This is a genomic window from Variovorax brevis, from assembly GCF_030317105.1.
Classification (GTDB): Bacteria; Pseudomonadota; Gammaproteobacteria; order Burkholderiales; family Burkholderiaceae_C; genus Variovorax; species Variovorax brevis.
Genome location: NZ_JASZYG010000004.1, coordinates 17,034 through 34,620 on the forward strand (window position 1 = coordinate 17,034; position 17,587 = coordinate 34,620).

Genomic DNA, 17,587 nt, shown 5'->3' on the forward strand with positions numbered 1-17,587 from the left:
AACAACAATTCGTTTCTTTTCGCTCTAAAGTCGCGCGTCCTGCACGCCGACTCGCCCCTTTTGATTGCGCCTCCATGGCACTGACCAACTCCAACCCCCGCCAGATCAACCTTCTGGACACCGTGCGCTCACGCGGCGCGGTGACGGTGGAGCAGTTGGCCGACATGCTGGGCGTGACCTTGCAAACCGTGCGGCGCGACGTGCAGCGGCTGGCCGACGCGGGCCTGCTCACGCGCTTTCATGGCGGCGTGCGCATGCCGAGTTCGACGACAGAGAACATCGGCTACCAGCAGCGCGAATCGCTGCACGCCGAAGGCAAGGCACGCATCGCGCATGCGGTGGCCGCCAAGGTGCCCAACGACTGCTCGCTGATCCTGAACATCGGGACCACCACCGAGGCCGTGGCCAAGGCGCTGATGCGCCACCGCGGCCTGCGCGTGATCACCAACAACCTGAACGTGGCGAACATCCTCACGGCGAACCCCGATTGCGAAGTCATCGTCGCAGGCGGCTCGGTGCGGGCGCGCGACCGCGCCATCGTGGGCGAGGCGACGGTGGACTTCATCCGGCAGTTCAAGGTCGACATTGCGCTCATCGGCATTTCGAGCATCGAGTCCGATGGGTCGCTCCGCGACTTCGACTTGCGCGAAGTGAAAGTGGCGCAGACCATCATTGCGCAGGCGCGCGAGGTGTGGCTCGCGGCGGATGCGAGCAAGTTCAACCGGCCGGCGATGGTGCAACTCGCGGACCTGTCGCAGATCGACTGCCTCTTCACGGACGCCGAGCCGCCGCCGCCCTTTCCCGAACTCCTGGAGCGGGCCCAGGTCCGCTGCGAGATTGCAAGGTAATTTGACATGACCTATCTGTTGGCACTTGACCAGGGCACTTCCAGTTCACGCAGCATCGTGTTCGACCGCGAAGGCCGCATCGTCGCCCTCGCGCAGCGCGAACTCACGCAGATCTATCCCCAGCCGGGTTGGGTGGAGCACGACCCGATGGAGATCTGGGCGAGCCAGCTGGAAACGGCGCGCGAAGTGCTGTTCAAGGCCAAGCTCCGGAGCAGCGACATCCGCGCCATCGGCATCACGAATCAGCGCGAAACCACGGTGGTGTGGAACCGCAAGACCGGCCAACCGGTTCATCACGCCATCGTGTGGCAGGACCGCCGCGCCGAACCCATGTGCGCGCGGCTTCGGCAAGAAGGCCTGACGGACACGATTCGCGACAAGACGGGGCTCGTGATCGACGCCTACTTCTCGGGCACCAAGCTCAGGTGGTTGCTGGACAACGTGCCGGGCGCGCGCCAGCAGGCCGAGGCCGGCGAGCTGGCATTCGGAACGATCGACAGCTGGCTCATGTGGCAACTCACCGGCGGCAAGGTGCATGTGACGGACGTGAGCAATGCATCGCGCACCATGCTCTTCAACGTGCACACCAATGCGTGGGATGCCGACCTGCTGAAGGCGCTGGACATCCCCGCTTCGTTGATGCCAATGGTCAAGCCCTCCAGCGCGCATTTCGCCGACACCGATGCCGCGCTGCTCGGCACCGCCTTGTCCATCGGCGGCGTGGCCGGCGACCAGCAAAGCGCCCTCTTCGGCCAAGCCTGCTTCGACGCCGGCATGGCAAAGAACACCTACGGCACCGGCTGCTTCCTCCTGATGCACACGGGCGAGAAGTTCCAGCCTTCGCACAACGGCTTGCTGGTGACAAGCGCTGCACAAACCGGCAGCACGCCGCAATACGCCATGGAAGGCAGCGTCTTCGTGGGCGGCGCCGTCGTGCAATGGTTGCGCGATGGCCTCAAGGCCATCCAGGGCAGCGCGCAGGTGCAGTCATTGGCCGAAAGCGTGCCCGACGCCGGCGGCGTGATGATGGTGCCGGCCTTCACCGGCCTCGGCGCGCCTTACTGGAATGCCGATGCGCGCGGAACCATCACCGGCCTGACGCGGGGCACCACCGTCGGCCACATCGCACGCGCGGCATTGGAAAGCATTGCGTATCAAAGCGCAGCGTTGCTGCAAGCCATGAGCCGCGACGCGGTCGCTGCGGGCGGCAAGCCGGTGGCCGAGTTGCGCGTCGACGGCGGGGCGAGCGTGAACGATCTGCTCATGCAGTTCCAGGCGGATTTGCTGGGCATACCTGTCGTGCGGCCCGAAGTGACCGAAACGACTGCCCTCGGCGCTGCGTATCTCGCGGGGCTTTCCAGCGGCGTCTACAGCGACACGTCGGAGCTTTCAAAGCTCTGGAAAATCGAACGCCGCTTTCTGCCGACGTGGAGCCGCGCCACCGCTGATGAGGCGATGGCGCGGTGGGATCTGGCGGTGCGGCGCGCGACGCTGACCTGAGCTGTCAGTTCCAGTTGGCAGCAAGGATCGGATCGAGGCTGCTCAGGTAGCTCGCCACCAAGGAGGTCTGGCCTGCCGCAGGTGCATCGAACTCCGACATGGCCTGCACGAGGTTCTGCACCTGCGTGTCCAGCAAGACCTGGCCGTCGCCCGACCTGAACTGGTCAACCTGATGGGCGCTGCCGGTAAACCAGTCGTCGACGATGAGCAGGTCTTCGGTGCCGATGATGCTCACCTCGAGGTCGGCGCCGGACCGCGAAAACCACAACTGCTGCGCCGACACGTTGCCGTCGAAAACGACCACGTCGAGATTGGCATCCCTGGCGTCGAATTCGAGAACCACGTCCTGGCCGCCGCCGCGGCCGAACCGGTAGGTGTCGCTGCCCGCGTCGCCGTGGAGCACATCGTCACCTGCGCCACCCATCAGCGTGTCGTTGCCGTCCTCGCCGAACAACTCGTCGTCGCCCGCCCCGCCGTTGAGCGTGTCATTGCCGGCATCGCCGTAGAGAACGTCGTCGCCGCCTTGGCCGTTGATGCCGTCGGCGCCGGTCGTGCCGATGAGTTCGTCCGACTGGGCCGTGCCGGCAAAGGCCTTGGCCTTCAGCGTGTTGGCATCCCAGGTGGTGCCGTCCATGAACTTCACCTGTTGCACCGGCCTCGCAGCGCCCCCTTCGAAGAAGCCGTCGATCTGCACCTTGTCGTTCGTTCCGGCGATGGACAGTTGCAGGACGTTCAACCCGAGCGGATGAAGCGCCTGCGTCACCACCACGTCTTTGGCCGCGACGCCGCCGGCGAACTGCAGGACACCCGTCGAGCCGGCCGCTCCCGTGATCCAGTCCGTGCCGAAACCCCAGCCAAAAACGTAGGTGTTGGCGCCGGTGCCACCGTCGAGATGGTCATTGCCCGCGCCGCCGTTCAAGGTGTCGTTGCCGGCTTCGCCGTAAAGGTAGTCGTCACCGGACCACCCGTGGATGGCGTCGTTGCCGGCGGCGCCGGCCAATCGGTCATTCGTGGCGTCGCCATGGATCATGTCGGCGGCTGCGGTGCCAGCCTTCACGACGCCGCCCTGGGCGGCGGGATTCACGCTGGCGAGCAAGGAGGACGTCAGCCACGTGGTGCCGTCGCTGAACTTCACCTGCTGCACGGGGTAGACCTGACCCGCGTCATTGCCGATGAAGCCCCCTACCCTGATTCGGTCGGTCGTGCCGGCAATCGATAGGGTCAAGGCCTTCAATCCGCCGTCATAGTAGGTATTCGACACCTGCACGTCGCGCGGCGCGATGCCGGCCGCAAACTGCAGCACACCCGACGCGTCGGGCGCCCCGGCGATCCAGTCGTGGCCGTCACCACGCGAAAACAGATAGGTGTTGGTGCCGGCGCCGCCATTGAGCAGGTCATCGCCCAAGCCGCCAGCCAGCGTGTCGTTGCCGTCTTCCCCGAACAGGTAGTCGTTGCCGGTCCCGCCGCGCAGGGTGTCGCCGCCCGCGTCGCCATACAGGACGTCGATGCCCGCCTGGCCCTGGATGACGTCGGCGGCAGCCGTTCCGATCAGTTGGTCGTCGCCCGGGGTGCCGGCGAACACCTTCGCGAGCAGCGTCGCACTGTCCCACGTGGTGCCGTCGCTGAACTTGACCTGCATGGCAGGCCTGGAGGTAGCAGTGACGTCGTTCATGAATTCGCTGAGATAGAGCTTGTCTTGCGTGCCTGCGATCGACAAGGTCAGCACGTTCAGGCCGAAGTCATGAAGCGACTGGGACACCAGCACGTCGGCGGGCTTGATGCCGCTTCCAAACTGCACGATCTCCAGGGAGGCATCCGCGCTGGTGATCCAGTCTTGCCCGTCGCCGCGCGCAAAGACGTAGGTGTTGTTTCCCGCACCGCCATCGAGGGCGTCGTTGCCCAGGCCGCCGATCAGCGTGTCGTTGCCTGCTTCGCCTTGCAAGGCATCGTTGTCGGCGCCTCCGTCGAGCTTGTCGTCGCCGGCGCCACCATGCAGCCTGTCGGCGCCTGCCAGGCCAATGATGGCGTCGGAGGCCGTGGTGCCATACAGGACATCCGCACCATTGGTACCGCGAATGTCGCCAGTGCCGGACAACTTGACGCGCAGCGCGGCGGCGTCCCACGTCGTGCCGTCGCTGAACTTCACCTGCTGCAGCGGATTCGTCTGGATGCCGCCAAGGCTGATCTTGTCGGACGTGCCCGCAATGGACAGTTCAAGCGCAGTGCCGCCGGGCGTCTGCGTCACGGTCACGTCGGAGGCCGCAACGCCGCTCCTGAACTGCAGGACGCTCGTCGAGCCTGCGGTGGTCACGATCTGGTCCTGGCCGTCACCCCGCCCGAACACGATGGTGGTGATGCCCGCACCGCCCTGGATGCGATCGTTGCCAAGGCCGCCTTCGAGCCTGTCGTTGCCGTCGCCGCCTTGGAGCGTGTCGTTCCCGGCGCCGCCTGCCAGCGAGTCGTTGCCCGCCTCGCCGTAGATGACGTCATGGCCCTCGCCGCCGTCGATGACGTCATCGCCCACGTAGGCGTGGATCGTGTCGTCGCCATTGCCGCCCGAGAGCACGTCGTTTCCGGCATCGCCGAAGAGCGTGTCGCTGCCATCGCCGCCGGACAGCCTGTCGTTGCCGACGCCGCCGTCCATGGCGTCGTTGCCCGTGCCGGCGTTGATGGTGTCATCGCCCAGGCCGCCCATCAGGATGTCGTTGCCGGCATCGCCGTTGAGCGTGTCGTTGCCGGCGTCACCCCACAGCCTGTCGTATCCATCACCACCGGACAGCGTGTCGTTGCCGGCGCCGCCCGTCAGGGTGTCGTCCCCTGCGCCGCCGCTGAACGTGTCGTTCTCGCTGCCGCCCGACAGCACATCGTTGCCCGCGCCGCCTGACGCGATGCGCGCAGCCAGCAGCGTGGGCGCGCTTGCCGCCGCGGAGGCCCCGACCGAAGGGTCTGCCTGTTCTGTCGATTCGACAGTGGCTTTGACGGCACGCAGTGCGTTCATGCCCCGGGCGGCGTCGAGCGCACCCAGGGCGTTCGGCCCGAGCCACTTGCCGGCCTCGTCTTTCAGTTGCGAGGCCCAAGCCCCTCGCCCGTCGGCCGGCTTGTCGATTGACGCCTTGTCTTGCGACCTGGTTGCACCGAACATCTTCTTCTCTCCTTTACTGACAAAAAAAAACTTTCGCTCGCGCCAGCTCTCGCCCGTCGCCTTCTGCACGGGGCTCAATGAGCTTTTCGCGTTGTGGTGTCTTGAGAAGCGCTTGGCGCTTGTCGGATGAATTCGCCCGTCCAGTGGCCCAGGATCGCCAGGGCGGGGAGCGGCGCGATCGCGAGTCGCTTGGTGTTGCTGCCGCTGCACTTGGCCTTCAGGGCGATGAGCCTTGCCGCGCGTACCAGCCTGTCTGCATCGACGACGTCGTGAGAAGTCAGCCCCAGTTGATGGGCCAAAGTCAGCGGGTCAGCCGCGACTTGATGGAAACGGCCGATCGCGCGCAGCGCCGCGAGGCCTGGATTCACCTCCAGCGCTCTTGCTGCCCCGTCACTGTCGATCCTGTCGGCGCGCTTCAATGCGGCAGCCGACAGACCGCTCGCCGCATGTCCCGTCATCCATACTCCCTGTCCCGAACTACATGGGTCCGGGGGACGGGAAGATTAACGCAGCGCGTTCAGCTACATCGAAAAATGCGCTGAACAACGATCACCATTGGTCAACTGCAACGGAGAGTTACGAAGACTTACCGCGTACACCAACGGTAAAGCGCAAGGCCTCAGTTCGTCGGCACCAAGAAGTCCTGGCTGATCCGCATCCCCAAGTCATTCACCCGGTCCAGGAACTGCGTCAAATACGCGTGCAACCCCGTCGCCAGGATCTCCTCGACCCGCGCATATTGCAGATCCGCCAGCAACTTGCCCGCGCGGCGCCGCGTCTCCGCGCTCTGCGCGTTCTGCACCTTCTCCAGGTTCACGACAACTTCATGCAGGCAAGCGTGCAAGGAGCGCGGCATGTCCGCGCGCAGGATCAGCAGCTCCGCCACCCGCTCCGGCCGGATCACATCGCGATAGACCTTGCGATAAACCTCGAAGGCCGAGACGCTGCGCAAGATCGCGCTCCAGTGATAGAAGTCGTACTCCTGATCCTCAGCCGTCGCCGCGCCGAAGAACTCGCTGTTGAGCGCGTGGAACTTGACGTCAATCAGGCGTGCCGTGTTGTCCGCCCGCTCCAGAAAGGTGCCCAGGCGCGAGAAGAAAAACGCGTCGTCCTGCAGCATGGTGCCCAGCGTCACGCCGCGCGACAGATGCGAGCGGAACTTGACCCACTCAAAGAACTGCCCCGGCTCGCGCTCGAAATCCCCCGCACGCAGCATGCGGTTGACTTCCAGCCAGGTCGTGTTCTGCGTTTCCCACGCCTCGGTGGTGAGCGCGCCGCGCACGGCACGCGCGTTCTCGCGGGCGGCACGCAGGCACGACACGATGGATGAAGGGTTGTCCTCATCCTTGACCATGAACTCCATGGTGTCCTTGGGCGTGATCTGCCCGTGCTTCTTGTTGAAGGCCGGCAGCAGTTCGCTGATGGACAGCAAGCCTTGCCAGCCGTACTTGGCCACTTCCGCCGATTGCGGCAGCAGGGAAGTCTGGTAGTTGACGTCGAGCAGACGTGCCGTGTTCTCGGCGCGCTCTGTGTAGCGCGACATCCAGTAGAGGTGATCGGCGGTGCGCGACAGCATGTGTGTTCCCTCTCTCTTGATGTCTCAGTGGCTTGATTGCGTCTGCGATTGCGACTGGCTCTGCGAAGCGGGTTCGGCCGTCGCGCCATTGCGCCGATCCGCTTCCAGGATCCAGGTGTCCTTGGTGCCGCCGCCCTGCGATGAGTTGACGACGAGCGAGCCTTCCTTGAGGGCCACGCGGGTCAAGCCGCCCGGCACCATCTGCACTTCCTTGCCGCTCAGCACGAAGGGCCGCAGGTCGATGTGGCGCGGCGCAATGCCGGCGTCCACGAAGGTGGGCGAGGTCGACAGGCTCAGCGTGGGCTGCGCAATGTAGCCGTCCGGCTTGGCGAGCACAGCCTTGCGGAAATCCTCGATCTCGGCGTGCGTGGCGGCGGGGCCGATCAGCATGCCGTAGCCGCCCGCGCCGTGCACTTCCTTCACGACGAGGTCTTTCAGGTTGGCCAGCGTGTAGTCGAGGTCTTCCTTGTTGCGGCACATGTACGTGGGCACGTTCTTCAGGATCGGCTTCTCGCCGAGGTAGAACTCGATCATCTTCGGCACGTAGGGGTAGATGGACTTGTCGTCCGCCACGCCCGTGCCCACCGCATTGCAGATCACCACGTTGCCGGCGCGATAGGCCCGCATGAGTCCGGCGCAGCCCAGCGTGGACGTGGGGCGGAACACCTCCGGGTCAAGGAAGTCGTCGTCCACCCGGCGGTAGATCACGTCGATGCGGCGCGGCCCGTTGGTCGTGCGCATATAGACGAAGTCGTCCTTGACGATCAGGTCCTGCCCTTCGACCAGTTCCACGCCCATCTGCTGCGCGAGGAAGGCGTGCTCGAAGTAGGCACTGTTGTACATGCCAGGCGTGAGCACCACCACCGTGGGCTCGGCCGTGGCGGGCGGTGCGCTGGCCCGCAGGGTTTCCAGCAGCAGGTCGGGGTAGTGGGCAACCGGCGCGACGCGGTTCTGGCTGAACAGGTCCGGAAAGAGCCGCATCATCATCTTGCGGTTTTCCAGCATGTAGCTCACGCCGCTGGGCACCCGCAGGTTGTCTTCCAGCACGTAGTACTCGCCGCTGCCACTGGCGTCCGGCGCGCGCACGATGTCGATGCCGGCGATGTTGGAGTACACGTCGTTGGGCACGTTCACGCCCATCATTTCGGGGCGGAACTGCGCGTTGTCGCGGATCTGCTCGGCCGGGATGATGCCGGCCTTGATGATGTCCTGGTCGTGGTAGACGTCGTAGATGAAGCGGTTGAGCGCCGTCACGCGCTGCACCAGTCCCTTTTCCATGCTCGCCCACTCGTGCGCCGGGATGATGCGCGGCAGCAGGTCGAAGGGAATCAGGCGTTCGGTGCCGGCACCGTCCTCGTCCTTGGCACCGTACACGGCGAAGGTGATGCCAACGCGGCGGAAGATCATTTCCGCCTCGTCGCGCCGCGATCGCATCAGCTCGCCTGGCTGCCTGGCAAGCCATTGGTCGTAGCGCTGATAGTGGTTGCGTACGCTGGCCCCGGTATAGGGAACCTTCTCGTACATCTCGTCAAATTTATGCATATGGGACGACCAATCTCCTTGGCATTAGCTTAGCAAGTTCGAGGCCAGCAAACGTCTTCATTGCCCTGTCATTGGCGGAATCCTGTGATGCCAATAGCGCCGCGCGGTCTCGCGCTGGCAGCTCCAGTTTGCCGGATCCTCGCTGCGCCATCGTACGGCACCACACCGTGGTGTGTCAGCGATTGCGATGTCGCGCTGTCGATATCGCGCCACCACTTCGGGGGCCGGATGTCCGAAGCGGTTGCGGTAGCCGGCCTGCACGACGGCCAGTTGTGGTTGCACCGCGTCGAGGAAGCTGGCACTTGACGAACTCTTGCTGCCGTGGTGCGGAGCGAACAGCACGTCGGCATGAAGCTCGACGCCGCGGCGCACCAGCGACAGCTCCTGCTCGCGTTCGATGTCGCCCGCCAGCAGCGCCGAGCGCGCGCCGCTGGAAACGCGCAGCACGCAGGAGAGCGCGTTGCTCTTGACGCCGGCCTGTGCATAGTCCCCGGCCAAGGGGTGCAGCACGTCGAATCGCACGCCATCCCACTCCCAGCGCTGCCCGGCTTCGCAGCGGCGGGCGGGCCGAAGGCGTTGCAGGGGATGCTCCCTCTCGATGGAGCTCAGCAGCGCCGCATGCGGCTGCATGGCCAGCACCGCCGGCGCGCCGCCGGTGTGGTCGCTGTCCCGATGGCTGAGCACGACCACGTCGAGCCGTTCGCCCATGGAACGCAGCAAGGGAACCACCACGCGCTGGCCGGCGTCGCTGTCGGCGCCGTAGCGCGGGCCCGCGTCGTACAGCAGGGAGTGGGTGGCGGTGCGCACGACGATGGCGCTGCCTTGCCCCACATCGGCGGCCAACAGTTCGAACTCGCCCGGCGCCGGGCGGGGCGACTGCCAGAGCACCGCCGGCATCAGGAGCGGCAGGCCCAGCAGGCGCAGGGTCCACGGCAGCCGCATGGCAACGAGCACGCCTCCGGCCACGCCGGCCGCAGCCGCCCAAAGCGGCGGCTGCGGCAGCGAGACCGTTGCCCACGGCACCGATGCCAGCACTTGCAGCCAAGTGACGAGCCCCTCCACCGCCCACGCGGCGGCGTCCCACACGGGGTGCACGGCAACGCCCAGCATCGCAAGCGGCGTGACCACCAGCGTGACCCATGGAATCGCCAGCAGGTTGGCCAGCAGGCCGACCACCGACACTTGTTGAAAAAGCAGAAGGCTCAGCGGCGTCAGCGCCAGCGTCACGACCCATTGCTCGCGCAGCATGCGCAGCGGGGCCGAACGCCAACCGCTTTTGTCATCGGCGTGGGCGCCGTAGTCCGCTGCGAACAGCACGCCCACGGCGACAAAGCTGAGCCAGAAGCCCGCCTGCATCAGGGCCCACGGATCGACGGCGACCACGACCCCGCAGGCCAGGAGCCAGACGCAAGGCCAAGGCCAGCGCATGCCCGAGATCCGCAGCAAGGCGAGCGCCGCCAGCATGCACATGGTGCGCTGCGAAGGCACGCCCCAGCCGCTGAATGCCGCGTAGAGCGTCGCCAGGGCAACGCCTCCCACCAAGCCAGCATGCTGCGCCGGCCAGTGCAACATCAGCCGCGCGCTGCGCCGCCACGCCGCGCCGACCAGCCAGGTCGCAAGCCAGGCGAACATCGTCACGTGCAAGCCCGAGATGCTCATGAGGTGCGCCACACCGGTGGCACGGAAGACGTCCCAGTCGCTGCGGTCGATGGCGGCCTGGTCGCCGGTGACGAGCGCGGCGATCACGCCGGCCCACTGCGGGTCCGCCACGCGCTGGAAGATGGCGTCGCGCGTGGCTTCCCGTGCGCGCTCCAGCGGGTGGCGCCACGTGCTGCCCAGGCGCACCGGCTGCTGGCCGCTTGACGAAGCACCGCGCACGTAGCCGCTGGCCTGCACGCCCTGCTCCCACATCCACAGTTCGAAGTCAAAGCCGTGCGGGTTGATGCCTCCGTGGGGCGCCTTGAGCCGCACCGTCATGCGCCAGCGCTCGCCCGCGTGCGGCGCGCCGGGCGTGGCGCCCGCTGAATCGGCATACCAACCGATGGCGATGCGGGGCGGCAGCGGGGCGATGTCCTGCGCGCCCAGGTCCAGCACGGATTCGACGTCCAGCCGGAAGCGCACGCCGCCTTCGAAGCGCTGCGGCATCTGGGCGACGACGCCGACCACCTCCAGGTCACGGCCCTCCAGCGCGGGCGACAGTTCATCGGCCGCATAAATGCTGGCCCGGCCGCCCGCCAAGCCGGCGCCGAACAGCGAGCCCGATGCCATCACTGCAAGCAGGAGCCATTTGCTCCAATTCGAGCGCGACCGGCCACCGGCAAGCACGCCCACCGAGCCCGCAAAAGCCAGCGCCGTATACGCCGGCCACGCCCACAAATCGGGCTGCTGCAGCTGCAGCGCGCTCCCAAGCACAAAGCCCGCCAGCGCGGCGAAGGGCCACGCGCCGCGCGCGCCCTCAGCGGCGCCGGGCATCCGCCCTCATGCCGTTTTCATTCATTTGCACTCCCTGCCAGCGCCTTGTTTGGCGCATTAATTGCTTTGCTCTCGGCTAGTATGCGTCGATCCCACACGGCTTATTTGCCGACGCATTTCTTGCATTGTCTGGAGAAACATGTCCATCCACGCCGCGCTCCATCACGTCACGCACTACAAATACGACCGCCCGGTGCAACTGGGTCCGCAGGTGGTGCGCTTGCGTCCGGCACCGCACTGCCGAAGCAACGTGATCTCGTATTCGCTGCGCATCGAGCCGGCCCAGCACTTCGTCAACTGGCAGCAGGATCCGTTCGCGAACTACCTCGCGCGGCTCGTGTTTCCGGAAAAGACGCGCGAGTTCAAGGTCACGGTCGACCTCGTGGTCGAGATGGCCGTCTACAACCCCTTCGACTTCTTCCTGGAGCCGCAGGCGGAGAACTTCCCTTTCAAGTACACCGAGGCGCAGGCGCAGGAACTCCTGCCCTACCTCGACGTGGAGCCGCCCACGCCGCTGGTGGCCGCCTACCTCGAGAAGATCGACCGCACCGAGCAGCGCACCATCGACTTCCTGGTCAAGATCAACCAGCAGGTGCAGAGCGACGTCAAGTACCTCATCCGCATGGAGCCCGGCGTTCAGACGCCCGAGCACACGCTGGAAGCCGGCAGCGGTTCGTGCCGTGATTCGGGCTGGCTGCTGGTGCAGTTGCTGCGCCACATGGGCCTTGCGGCGCGTTTCGTCTCGGGCTACCTGATCCAGCTCACGCCCGACGTGAAAGCGCTCGACGGCCCGAGCGGCACCACGGTCGACTTCACCGACCTGCACGCCTGGTGCGAGGTCTTTCTGCCCGGCGCAGGCTGGATCGGGCTGGACGCCACCTCGGGCCTGCTGGCCGGCGAAGGTCACATTCCGCTGGCCTGCACGCCCACGCCGTCGAGCGCCGCGCCCATCGAAGGCGTGGTGGACGACGCCGAGGTCGACTTCGCCCACGAGATGAAGATCACGCGGATCTACGAAGCGCCGCGCGTCACCAAGCCCTACACCGAAGAGCAGTGGGCGGCCGTGCTCGCCCTCGGCGACGTGGTCGACAAGAAGCTCGAAGCCGGCGACGTGCGCCTCACGATGGGCGGCGAGCCCACCTACGTCGCCACCAGCGACCGCGACGCCGCTGAATGGAACACCGACGCGCTCGGCCCGACAAAGCGCGGCTACGCCACCGAACTCGTGCACCGCCTGCGCGCCGAGTACGGCCACGGCGGCTTCCTGCATTTCGGGCAGGGCAAGTGGTACCCCGGCGAGCAGTTGCCGCGCTGGGCCCTGTCGATCTTCTGGCGCGCGGACGGCCAGACGCTGTGGCACAACCCCGCCCTGTTTGCCGACGAGCGCAAGCCGACGCACTACACGAGCGAGGACGCCGGCCGCTTCACGAACCTGCTCGCCTCCAAGCTCGGCCTCACGTCCAAATACATCCAGCCGGGCTACGAGGACGTCTACTACTACCTCTGGCGCGAGCGCCGCCTGCCCGTCAACGTCGACCCCTTCGAATCGAAGCTGGACGACGAACTCGAGCGCATGCGCCTTCGCCGCGTGTTCACGCAGAAGCTCGATGCGGTGGTGGGCTACATGCTTCCCATCGAGCCAGCCAACGCCGACAACGCCTCGCCGCCGCTGGCCGGCCCCGGCTGGAAGACCGGCCCGTGGTTCCTGCGCGATGACCGCCTCTACCTCATCCCCGGCGATTCGCCCATGGGCTACCGGCTGCCGCTGGACTCGCAACCGTGGACGCGCAAGACCGACTACCCCTACCTGATCGACCGCGACCCCACAGCGCCCGTCGACGCCTTGCCCGCAGCGACCGACTACCGCTCGCGCTACGCGACGCCGGCCCTCGGCGACACGCGCGACTTGGGCGCCGTGCCCTATGCCTTCGGCACGCCGCCGACTTCCGCTGCAGCGCTGAAGCTCCAGGGCCTGCCCGGCGGTCCGGGCGGCGCGGGGGCTGACGGTGGCGATGCAGGCGCGGGTGGCACTGGCGGCCCCGGCTCCGCAGCCGCCACCCGCTTCGCCGGCCAAGCCGCCAGCGAAAGCATGCCCCGCCGCGGCGAATCGGCATACGGCATCACACGCACTGCGCTGTGCGTCGAAGTGCGCGACCCGCGCCGCGCCAACGGCCCGGCTGCGGAAAAGCTCGGCAGCGCTTCGGGCGTGCTTTATGTCTTCATGCCGCCGCTGCGTCGCCTGGAGGACTACCTCGACCTCGTGACCGCCGTCGAATCGACCGCGGAAGAGCTGGGCATGAAGATCGTCATGGAAGGCTATCCGCCGCCGCGCGACGTGCGCCTGAAGATGCTGCAGGTCACGCCCGACCCGGGCGTCATCGAAGTCAACATCCACCCCGCCCACAACTGGCGCGAGCTGGTGGACCACACGGAGTTCCTCTACAACGCCGCCTTCGAGACGCGCCTGTCGGCCGAGAAGTTCATGACCGATGGCCGCCACACCGGCACCGGCGGCGGCAACCACTTCGTGCTGGGGGGAGCCACGCCCATCGACAGCCCCTTCCTGCGCCGGCCCGAACTGCTGGCCAGCCTGCTGCTGTACTGGCACAACCATCCGTCGCTGAGCTACCTGTTCTCGGGCATGTTCATCGGCCCGACCAGCCAGGCGCCGCGCGTGGACGAGGCGCGCAACGACCAGCTCTACGAACTGGAAATCGCGCTCAAACAGATCATGCGCAACCGCGAGATCCACGGGCAGGACATGCCGCCCTGGCTGGTGGACCGCACGCTGCGCAACATCCTCATCGACGTCACCGGCAACACGCACCGCAGCGAGTTCTGCATCGACAAGCTCTACTCGCCCGACTCCACCACCGGGCGCCTGGGGCTGCTGGAGTTGCGCGCTTTCGAGATGCCGCCGCACGCGCGCATGAGCATCGCGCAGCAACTGCTGCTGCGCGCCTTCATCGCGCGCTTCTGGGACACGCCCTACAGCGCCCCGGTCACCCGCTGGGGCACCGAGCTGCACGACCGCTTCCTGCTGCCGACCTTCGTGAAGATGGACTTCGCCGACGTCATCGAGGAAATGAACCGCGCCGGCTTCGCCTTCGATGCCGACTGGTTCGCACCGCACCTCGAATTCCGCTTCCCGCTGGTGGGCCAGGTGCAGTCGATGGGCGTGGAGTTGACGCTGCGCAACGCCCTCGAACCCTGGCACGTGATGGGCGAGGAAGGCGCGCCGGGCGGCACCGTGCGCTATGTGGATTCGTCGCTGGAGCGCATCGAAGTGCGCGTGACCGGCCTCAATGAAAGCCGCCACGTCATCACCGTCAATGGCCGCGTGCTGCCCTTGCAGCCCACGGGCACGGTGGGCGAATTCGTCGCGGGTGTCCGGTACAAGGCGTGGAACCCGCCTTCCTCGCTGCATCCGGGCATCGGCGCGCATGCGCCGCTGACCTTCGATCTGGTCGACACATGGATGAAGCGCTCGCTGGGCGGCTGCCAGTATTTCGTGGCGCATCCGGGCGGACGCAACTACGACACCTTCCCCGTCAACGCCTACGAAGCGGAAAGCCGGCGCCACTCGCGCTTCTCGCGCATGGGACACACACCGGGAGAAATGCAAACTCCACCGGCAACCATTGAACTCGCCGGCAGCCGTGAATTTCCGTTCACACTGGACCTGAGGCGGTAGCCGCGCCGGGCCATGGTGGCTCGGGATGGCGAACCGCAATGGGACAATCGACCGGTTGTGGAAAACCTGAACCCCTCTTTATTCGACGCCACTTCGCCAGAAGCGCTTGCAGCTTTGGCGTCGAGCCTGGCCCCGCCGGCTTCCCCCGGCCACTTCGACGAACTGCGTGGCCTGGCCACGCCCAACCAGCCGGTGCGCACAGTGGCGCCGCCCACGGCGCCCCTGCTGCGCGAGGCGACTGAGGGGCGGCAAAGCCAGACGCAGACGGCCGGCACCGCACCGGCCGCAACCCAAACTCAAACCCAGGCCGCATCCAGCGAAGTCGCAACCAAGCCCGAAGCGCCCGCCGCCTTGGCACCTGCATGGGCGCATTTTTTCGAGGAGCTCGGTCCGGGCGGCTTCACCGACCTGCCCCGCCGCGCGCTCAGCCTCGAACGCCAGATCCGCGACAACGGCGTCACCTACAACGTCTATGCCGATCGCGACGGGCCGCAACGCCCGTGGTCGCTCGACCTCTTTCCGCTGATCGTCTCGCCTGAAAGCTGGGCGCAGATCGAAACCGGCGTGCTGCAGCGCATGCGCGTGCTCGACCGCGTCATGGCCGACGTCTACGGCCCGCAGCAGTTGCTGGCCGAAGGCCTCCTGCCACCCGCGCTGGTGCAAGGACATCCGGGATACCTGCGCGCCATGCATGGCGTCAAGCCGCCGGGCGACACGTGGCTGCACATCACCGGCTTCGACCTGGCTCGCGGACCGGACGGCAACTGGTGGGTGCTGTCGCAACGCACGCAGGCGCCTTCGGGGCTGGGCTACCTGCTGGAAAACCGACTCGCCATCTCAAGGCAGTTTCCGCAGGCCTTCGAAGCGCTGCACGTGCAACGCCTGGCTGCCACCTACAGCGCCTTGATGGGCGCGCTGCAGCACCTGTGCCCGGCCGGCGCGCCGCCGCACATCGTGCTGCTCACGCCCGGTCCTTACAACGAAACCTACTTCGAGCATGCCTACCTCGCGCGCTACCTGGGCATCACGCTGGTCGAAGGCAATGACCTGACCGTGCGCGACCAGCGGCTTTACCTCAAGACGCTGCAGGGCCTGCGCCCGGTGCATGGCCTCATCAAGCGGCTGGACGACCAGTTCCTGGATCCGCTCGAGTTGCGCCCCGATTCCACGCTGGGCGTGCCCGGCTTGCTGCAAGCCATCCGCGCCGGCAACGTGCTGGTGGCCAACATGCCGGGCTCGGAGTTCCTGGAGTCGCCCGCGCTGCTGGGTTTCCTGCCTTCGCTGGCGCGCCGGCTCATCAGCGAACGGCTGCAGTTGCCTTCGCTGCCCACTTGGTGGTGCGGCGAGCGCGCCGCCATGGAAGCGGCCTTGCCGCAACTGGCCGACTGCGCCATCAAGGCGACCTTTCCCGACAGCGACAAGCACCGCAGCTTCGACGCCGTGCTCGGCAGCCAGTTGAGCCGCCGCGAACTGGACGAATGGGCCGGCCGCATCGCGCTGCAGGGCGATGCGCACACGGTGCAAAGCTACATGCCGCTGTCGCAGATGCCCACGTGGGCGTCCGGCGACATGGGCCAGGGACAGATCGCGCCGCGTGCCGTCTTGCTGCGCGTGTTTGCCGTGAGCGATGGCCCGCAAAGCTGGCGCGTACTGCCCGGCGGCCTGGCGCGCCTGGCCGGACCCAACGCGCAGATCGCGTCGATGCAACGCGGCGGCAGCAGTGCCGATGCCTGGGTGCAGACGCACGACGCCATCGACCGGACCTCGCTGCTGCCCACCCACACCACGCCGGCATCGCTGGCGCGCCACCGCGCGCCCGTCACGAGCCGCGCCGCCGAGAACATGTACTGGCTCGGCCGCTACACCGAGCGCGCAGAAAATTCGGTGCGGCTCGCCCGCCTCACGCTGAGCCTGCTGGCCGGCGAAGACCAGTCGTCGCGCCCGCTTCTCGAATGGCTGCACGAACTGGCACAGCACAACGCCCTGGTGCCGCGCGACGTGCCCAGCGCGCCGCGCTCGCGCCGGGTGTTCGAGCGCTCGCTGATCGCCGAACTCGGTGACCGCAGCGGCGGCAGCGTCGGCTACACGCTGGGCTGCGTGCGCGGTGCGGCGAGCGCCGTGCGCGAGCGCCTGTCGCAAGACCACTGGAACCTGATCGTGCGCGCCGAAAGCGACTTCCTGCGCCGCTCCGCCGAACAGGCCGGCGAAGTGGCCGAAGGCAGCTATGCCACCAGCGCCGCCCTGCGCCTGCTCGAATCGGCCAGCGGCGCCCTCGCCGCCATGACCGGCGCGCAGACGGACCGCATGACGCGCGACGACGCATGGCGATTGCTTTCCATCGGCCGTCACATCGAGCGGCTGGCCTTCCTGGCGGATGCGCTGAGCATTGGCTTTGCCAACGGCGCGGTGCACGAGGTCCCCGGCTTCGAAGCCATGGTCGCGCTCTTTGACAGCACCATCACCTTCCACGCCCGCTACCAGCAGCGGCGCGACGTCGCCACCATGGTCGACCTGCTCGTGCTCGACGGCGACAACCCGCGCTCGCTCGCCTGGGTCACGCAGACCTTGCGCGGGCGCATCGCGCGACTGGCAGGCAGCGCGCCGGGCAAGCTCACTGCCTTGTCCTACGAACTGCCCGACCCGGCGAGCTGGACCCTCGAACACCTGTGCGAGCCCGGCGAAGGCACGGTGTACCCGGCCTTGGTTGCGCTGTTCGACCAGTGCGAGACGGCGGCCTACCACGTGTCCGACGCCATCGGCACGCGCTACTTCACCCTCACGTCCGAATCGCTGCGTTCGGTGGGAGTCTGACC

General features: G+C 66.9%; 9 protein-coding genes. 4 read left to right on the forward strand and 5 right to left on the reverse strand.

Annotation, left to right across the window (positions count from 1 at the left end; all coding sequences use genetic code 11):
- Positions 1-74: 74 nt before the first annotated feature.
- Positions 75-848 carry a DeoR/GlpR family DNA-binding transcription regulator gene (locus tag QTI66_RS12865; protein WP_286560011.1) on the forward strand — a complete coding sequence of 258 codons (774 nt, stop codon included), beginning with the start codon at positions 75-77 and terminating at the stop codon, positions 846-848.
- Between the two features lie 6 nt (positions 849-854).
- Positions 855-2,348, forward strand: a complete 1,494-nt coding sequence (gene glpK / locus QTI66_RS12870) for a glycerol kinase GlpK (protein ID WP_286560012.1) — start codon at positions 855-857, stop codon at positions 2,346-2,348.
- 4 nt (positions 2,349-2,352) lie between these two features.
- Here the strand turns inward: glpK and QTI66_RS12875 are convergent, their stop codons facing one another.
- The 5 genes from QTI66_RS12875 to QTI66_RS12895 form a co-directional block, all read right to left on the reverse strand.
- Positions 2,353-5,490, reverse strand: coding sequence for a calcium-binding protein (locus QTI66_RS12875; protein ID WP_286560013.1), 3,138 nt, complete (start codon positions 5,488-5,490; stop codon positions 2,353-2,355).
- 74 nt (positions 5,491-5,564) lie between these two features.
- Entirely contained in the window at positions 5,565-5,948 is a 384-nt protein-coding gene (locus QTI66_RS12880) for a cysteine peptidase family C39 domain-containing protein (RefSeq protein WP_286560015.1), read from the reverse strand.
- A gap of 161 nt (positions 5,949-6,109) precedes the next feature.
- On the reverse strand, positions 6,110-7,066 hold the full coding sequence (locus tag QTI66_RS12885; RefSeq protein ID WP_286560016.1) for an alpha-E domain-containing protein: 957 nt from the start codon (positions 7,064-7,066) through the stop codon (positions 6,110-6,112).
- A gap of 24 nt (positions 7,067-7,090) precedes the next feature.
- Entirely contained in the window at positions 7,091-8,608 is a 1,518-nt protein-coding gene (locus tag QTI66_RS12890) for a circularly permuted type 2 ATP-grasp protein (RefSeq protein ID WP_286560017.1), read from the reverse strand.
- Positions 8,609-8,665: 57 nt separating this feature from the next.
- On the reverse strand, positions 8,666-11,080 hold the full coding sequence (locus QTI66_RS12895) for a DNA internalization-related competence protein ComEC/Rec2 (protein WP_286560018.1): 2,415 nt from the start codon (positions 11,078-11,080) through the stop codon (positions 8,666-8,668).
- A gap of 139 nt (positions 11,081-11,219) precedes the next feature.
- Between QTI66_RS12895 and QTI66_RS12900 the strand changes: the two genes are divergently transcribed.
- Both QTI66_RS12900 and QTI66_RS12905 read left to right on the forward strand, forming a co-directional pair.
- Positions 11,220-14,774, forward strand: a complete 3,555-nt coding sequence (locus tag QTI66_RS12900; protein WP_286560019.1) for a transglutaminase family protein — start codon at positions 11,220-11,222, stop codon at positions 14,772-14,774.
- Positions 14,775-14,831: 57 nt separating this feature from the next.
- A complete protein-coding gene (locus tag QTI66_RS12905) occupies positions 14,832-17,585 on the forward strand; it encodes a circularly permuted type 2 ATP-grasp protein (RefSeq protein WP_444814993.1) in 2,754 nt (917 codons plus the stop codon).
- The last annotated feature ends 2 nt before the right edge of the window (positions 17,586-17,587 follow it).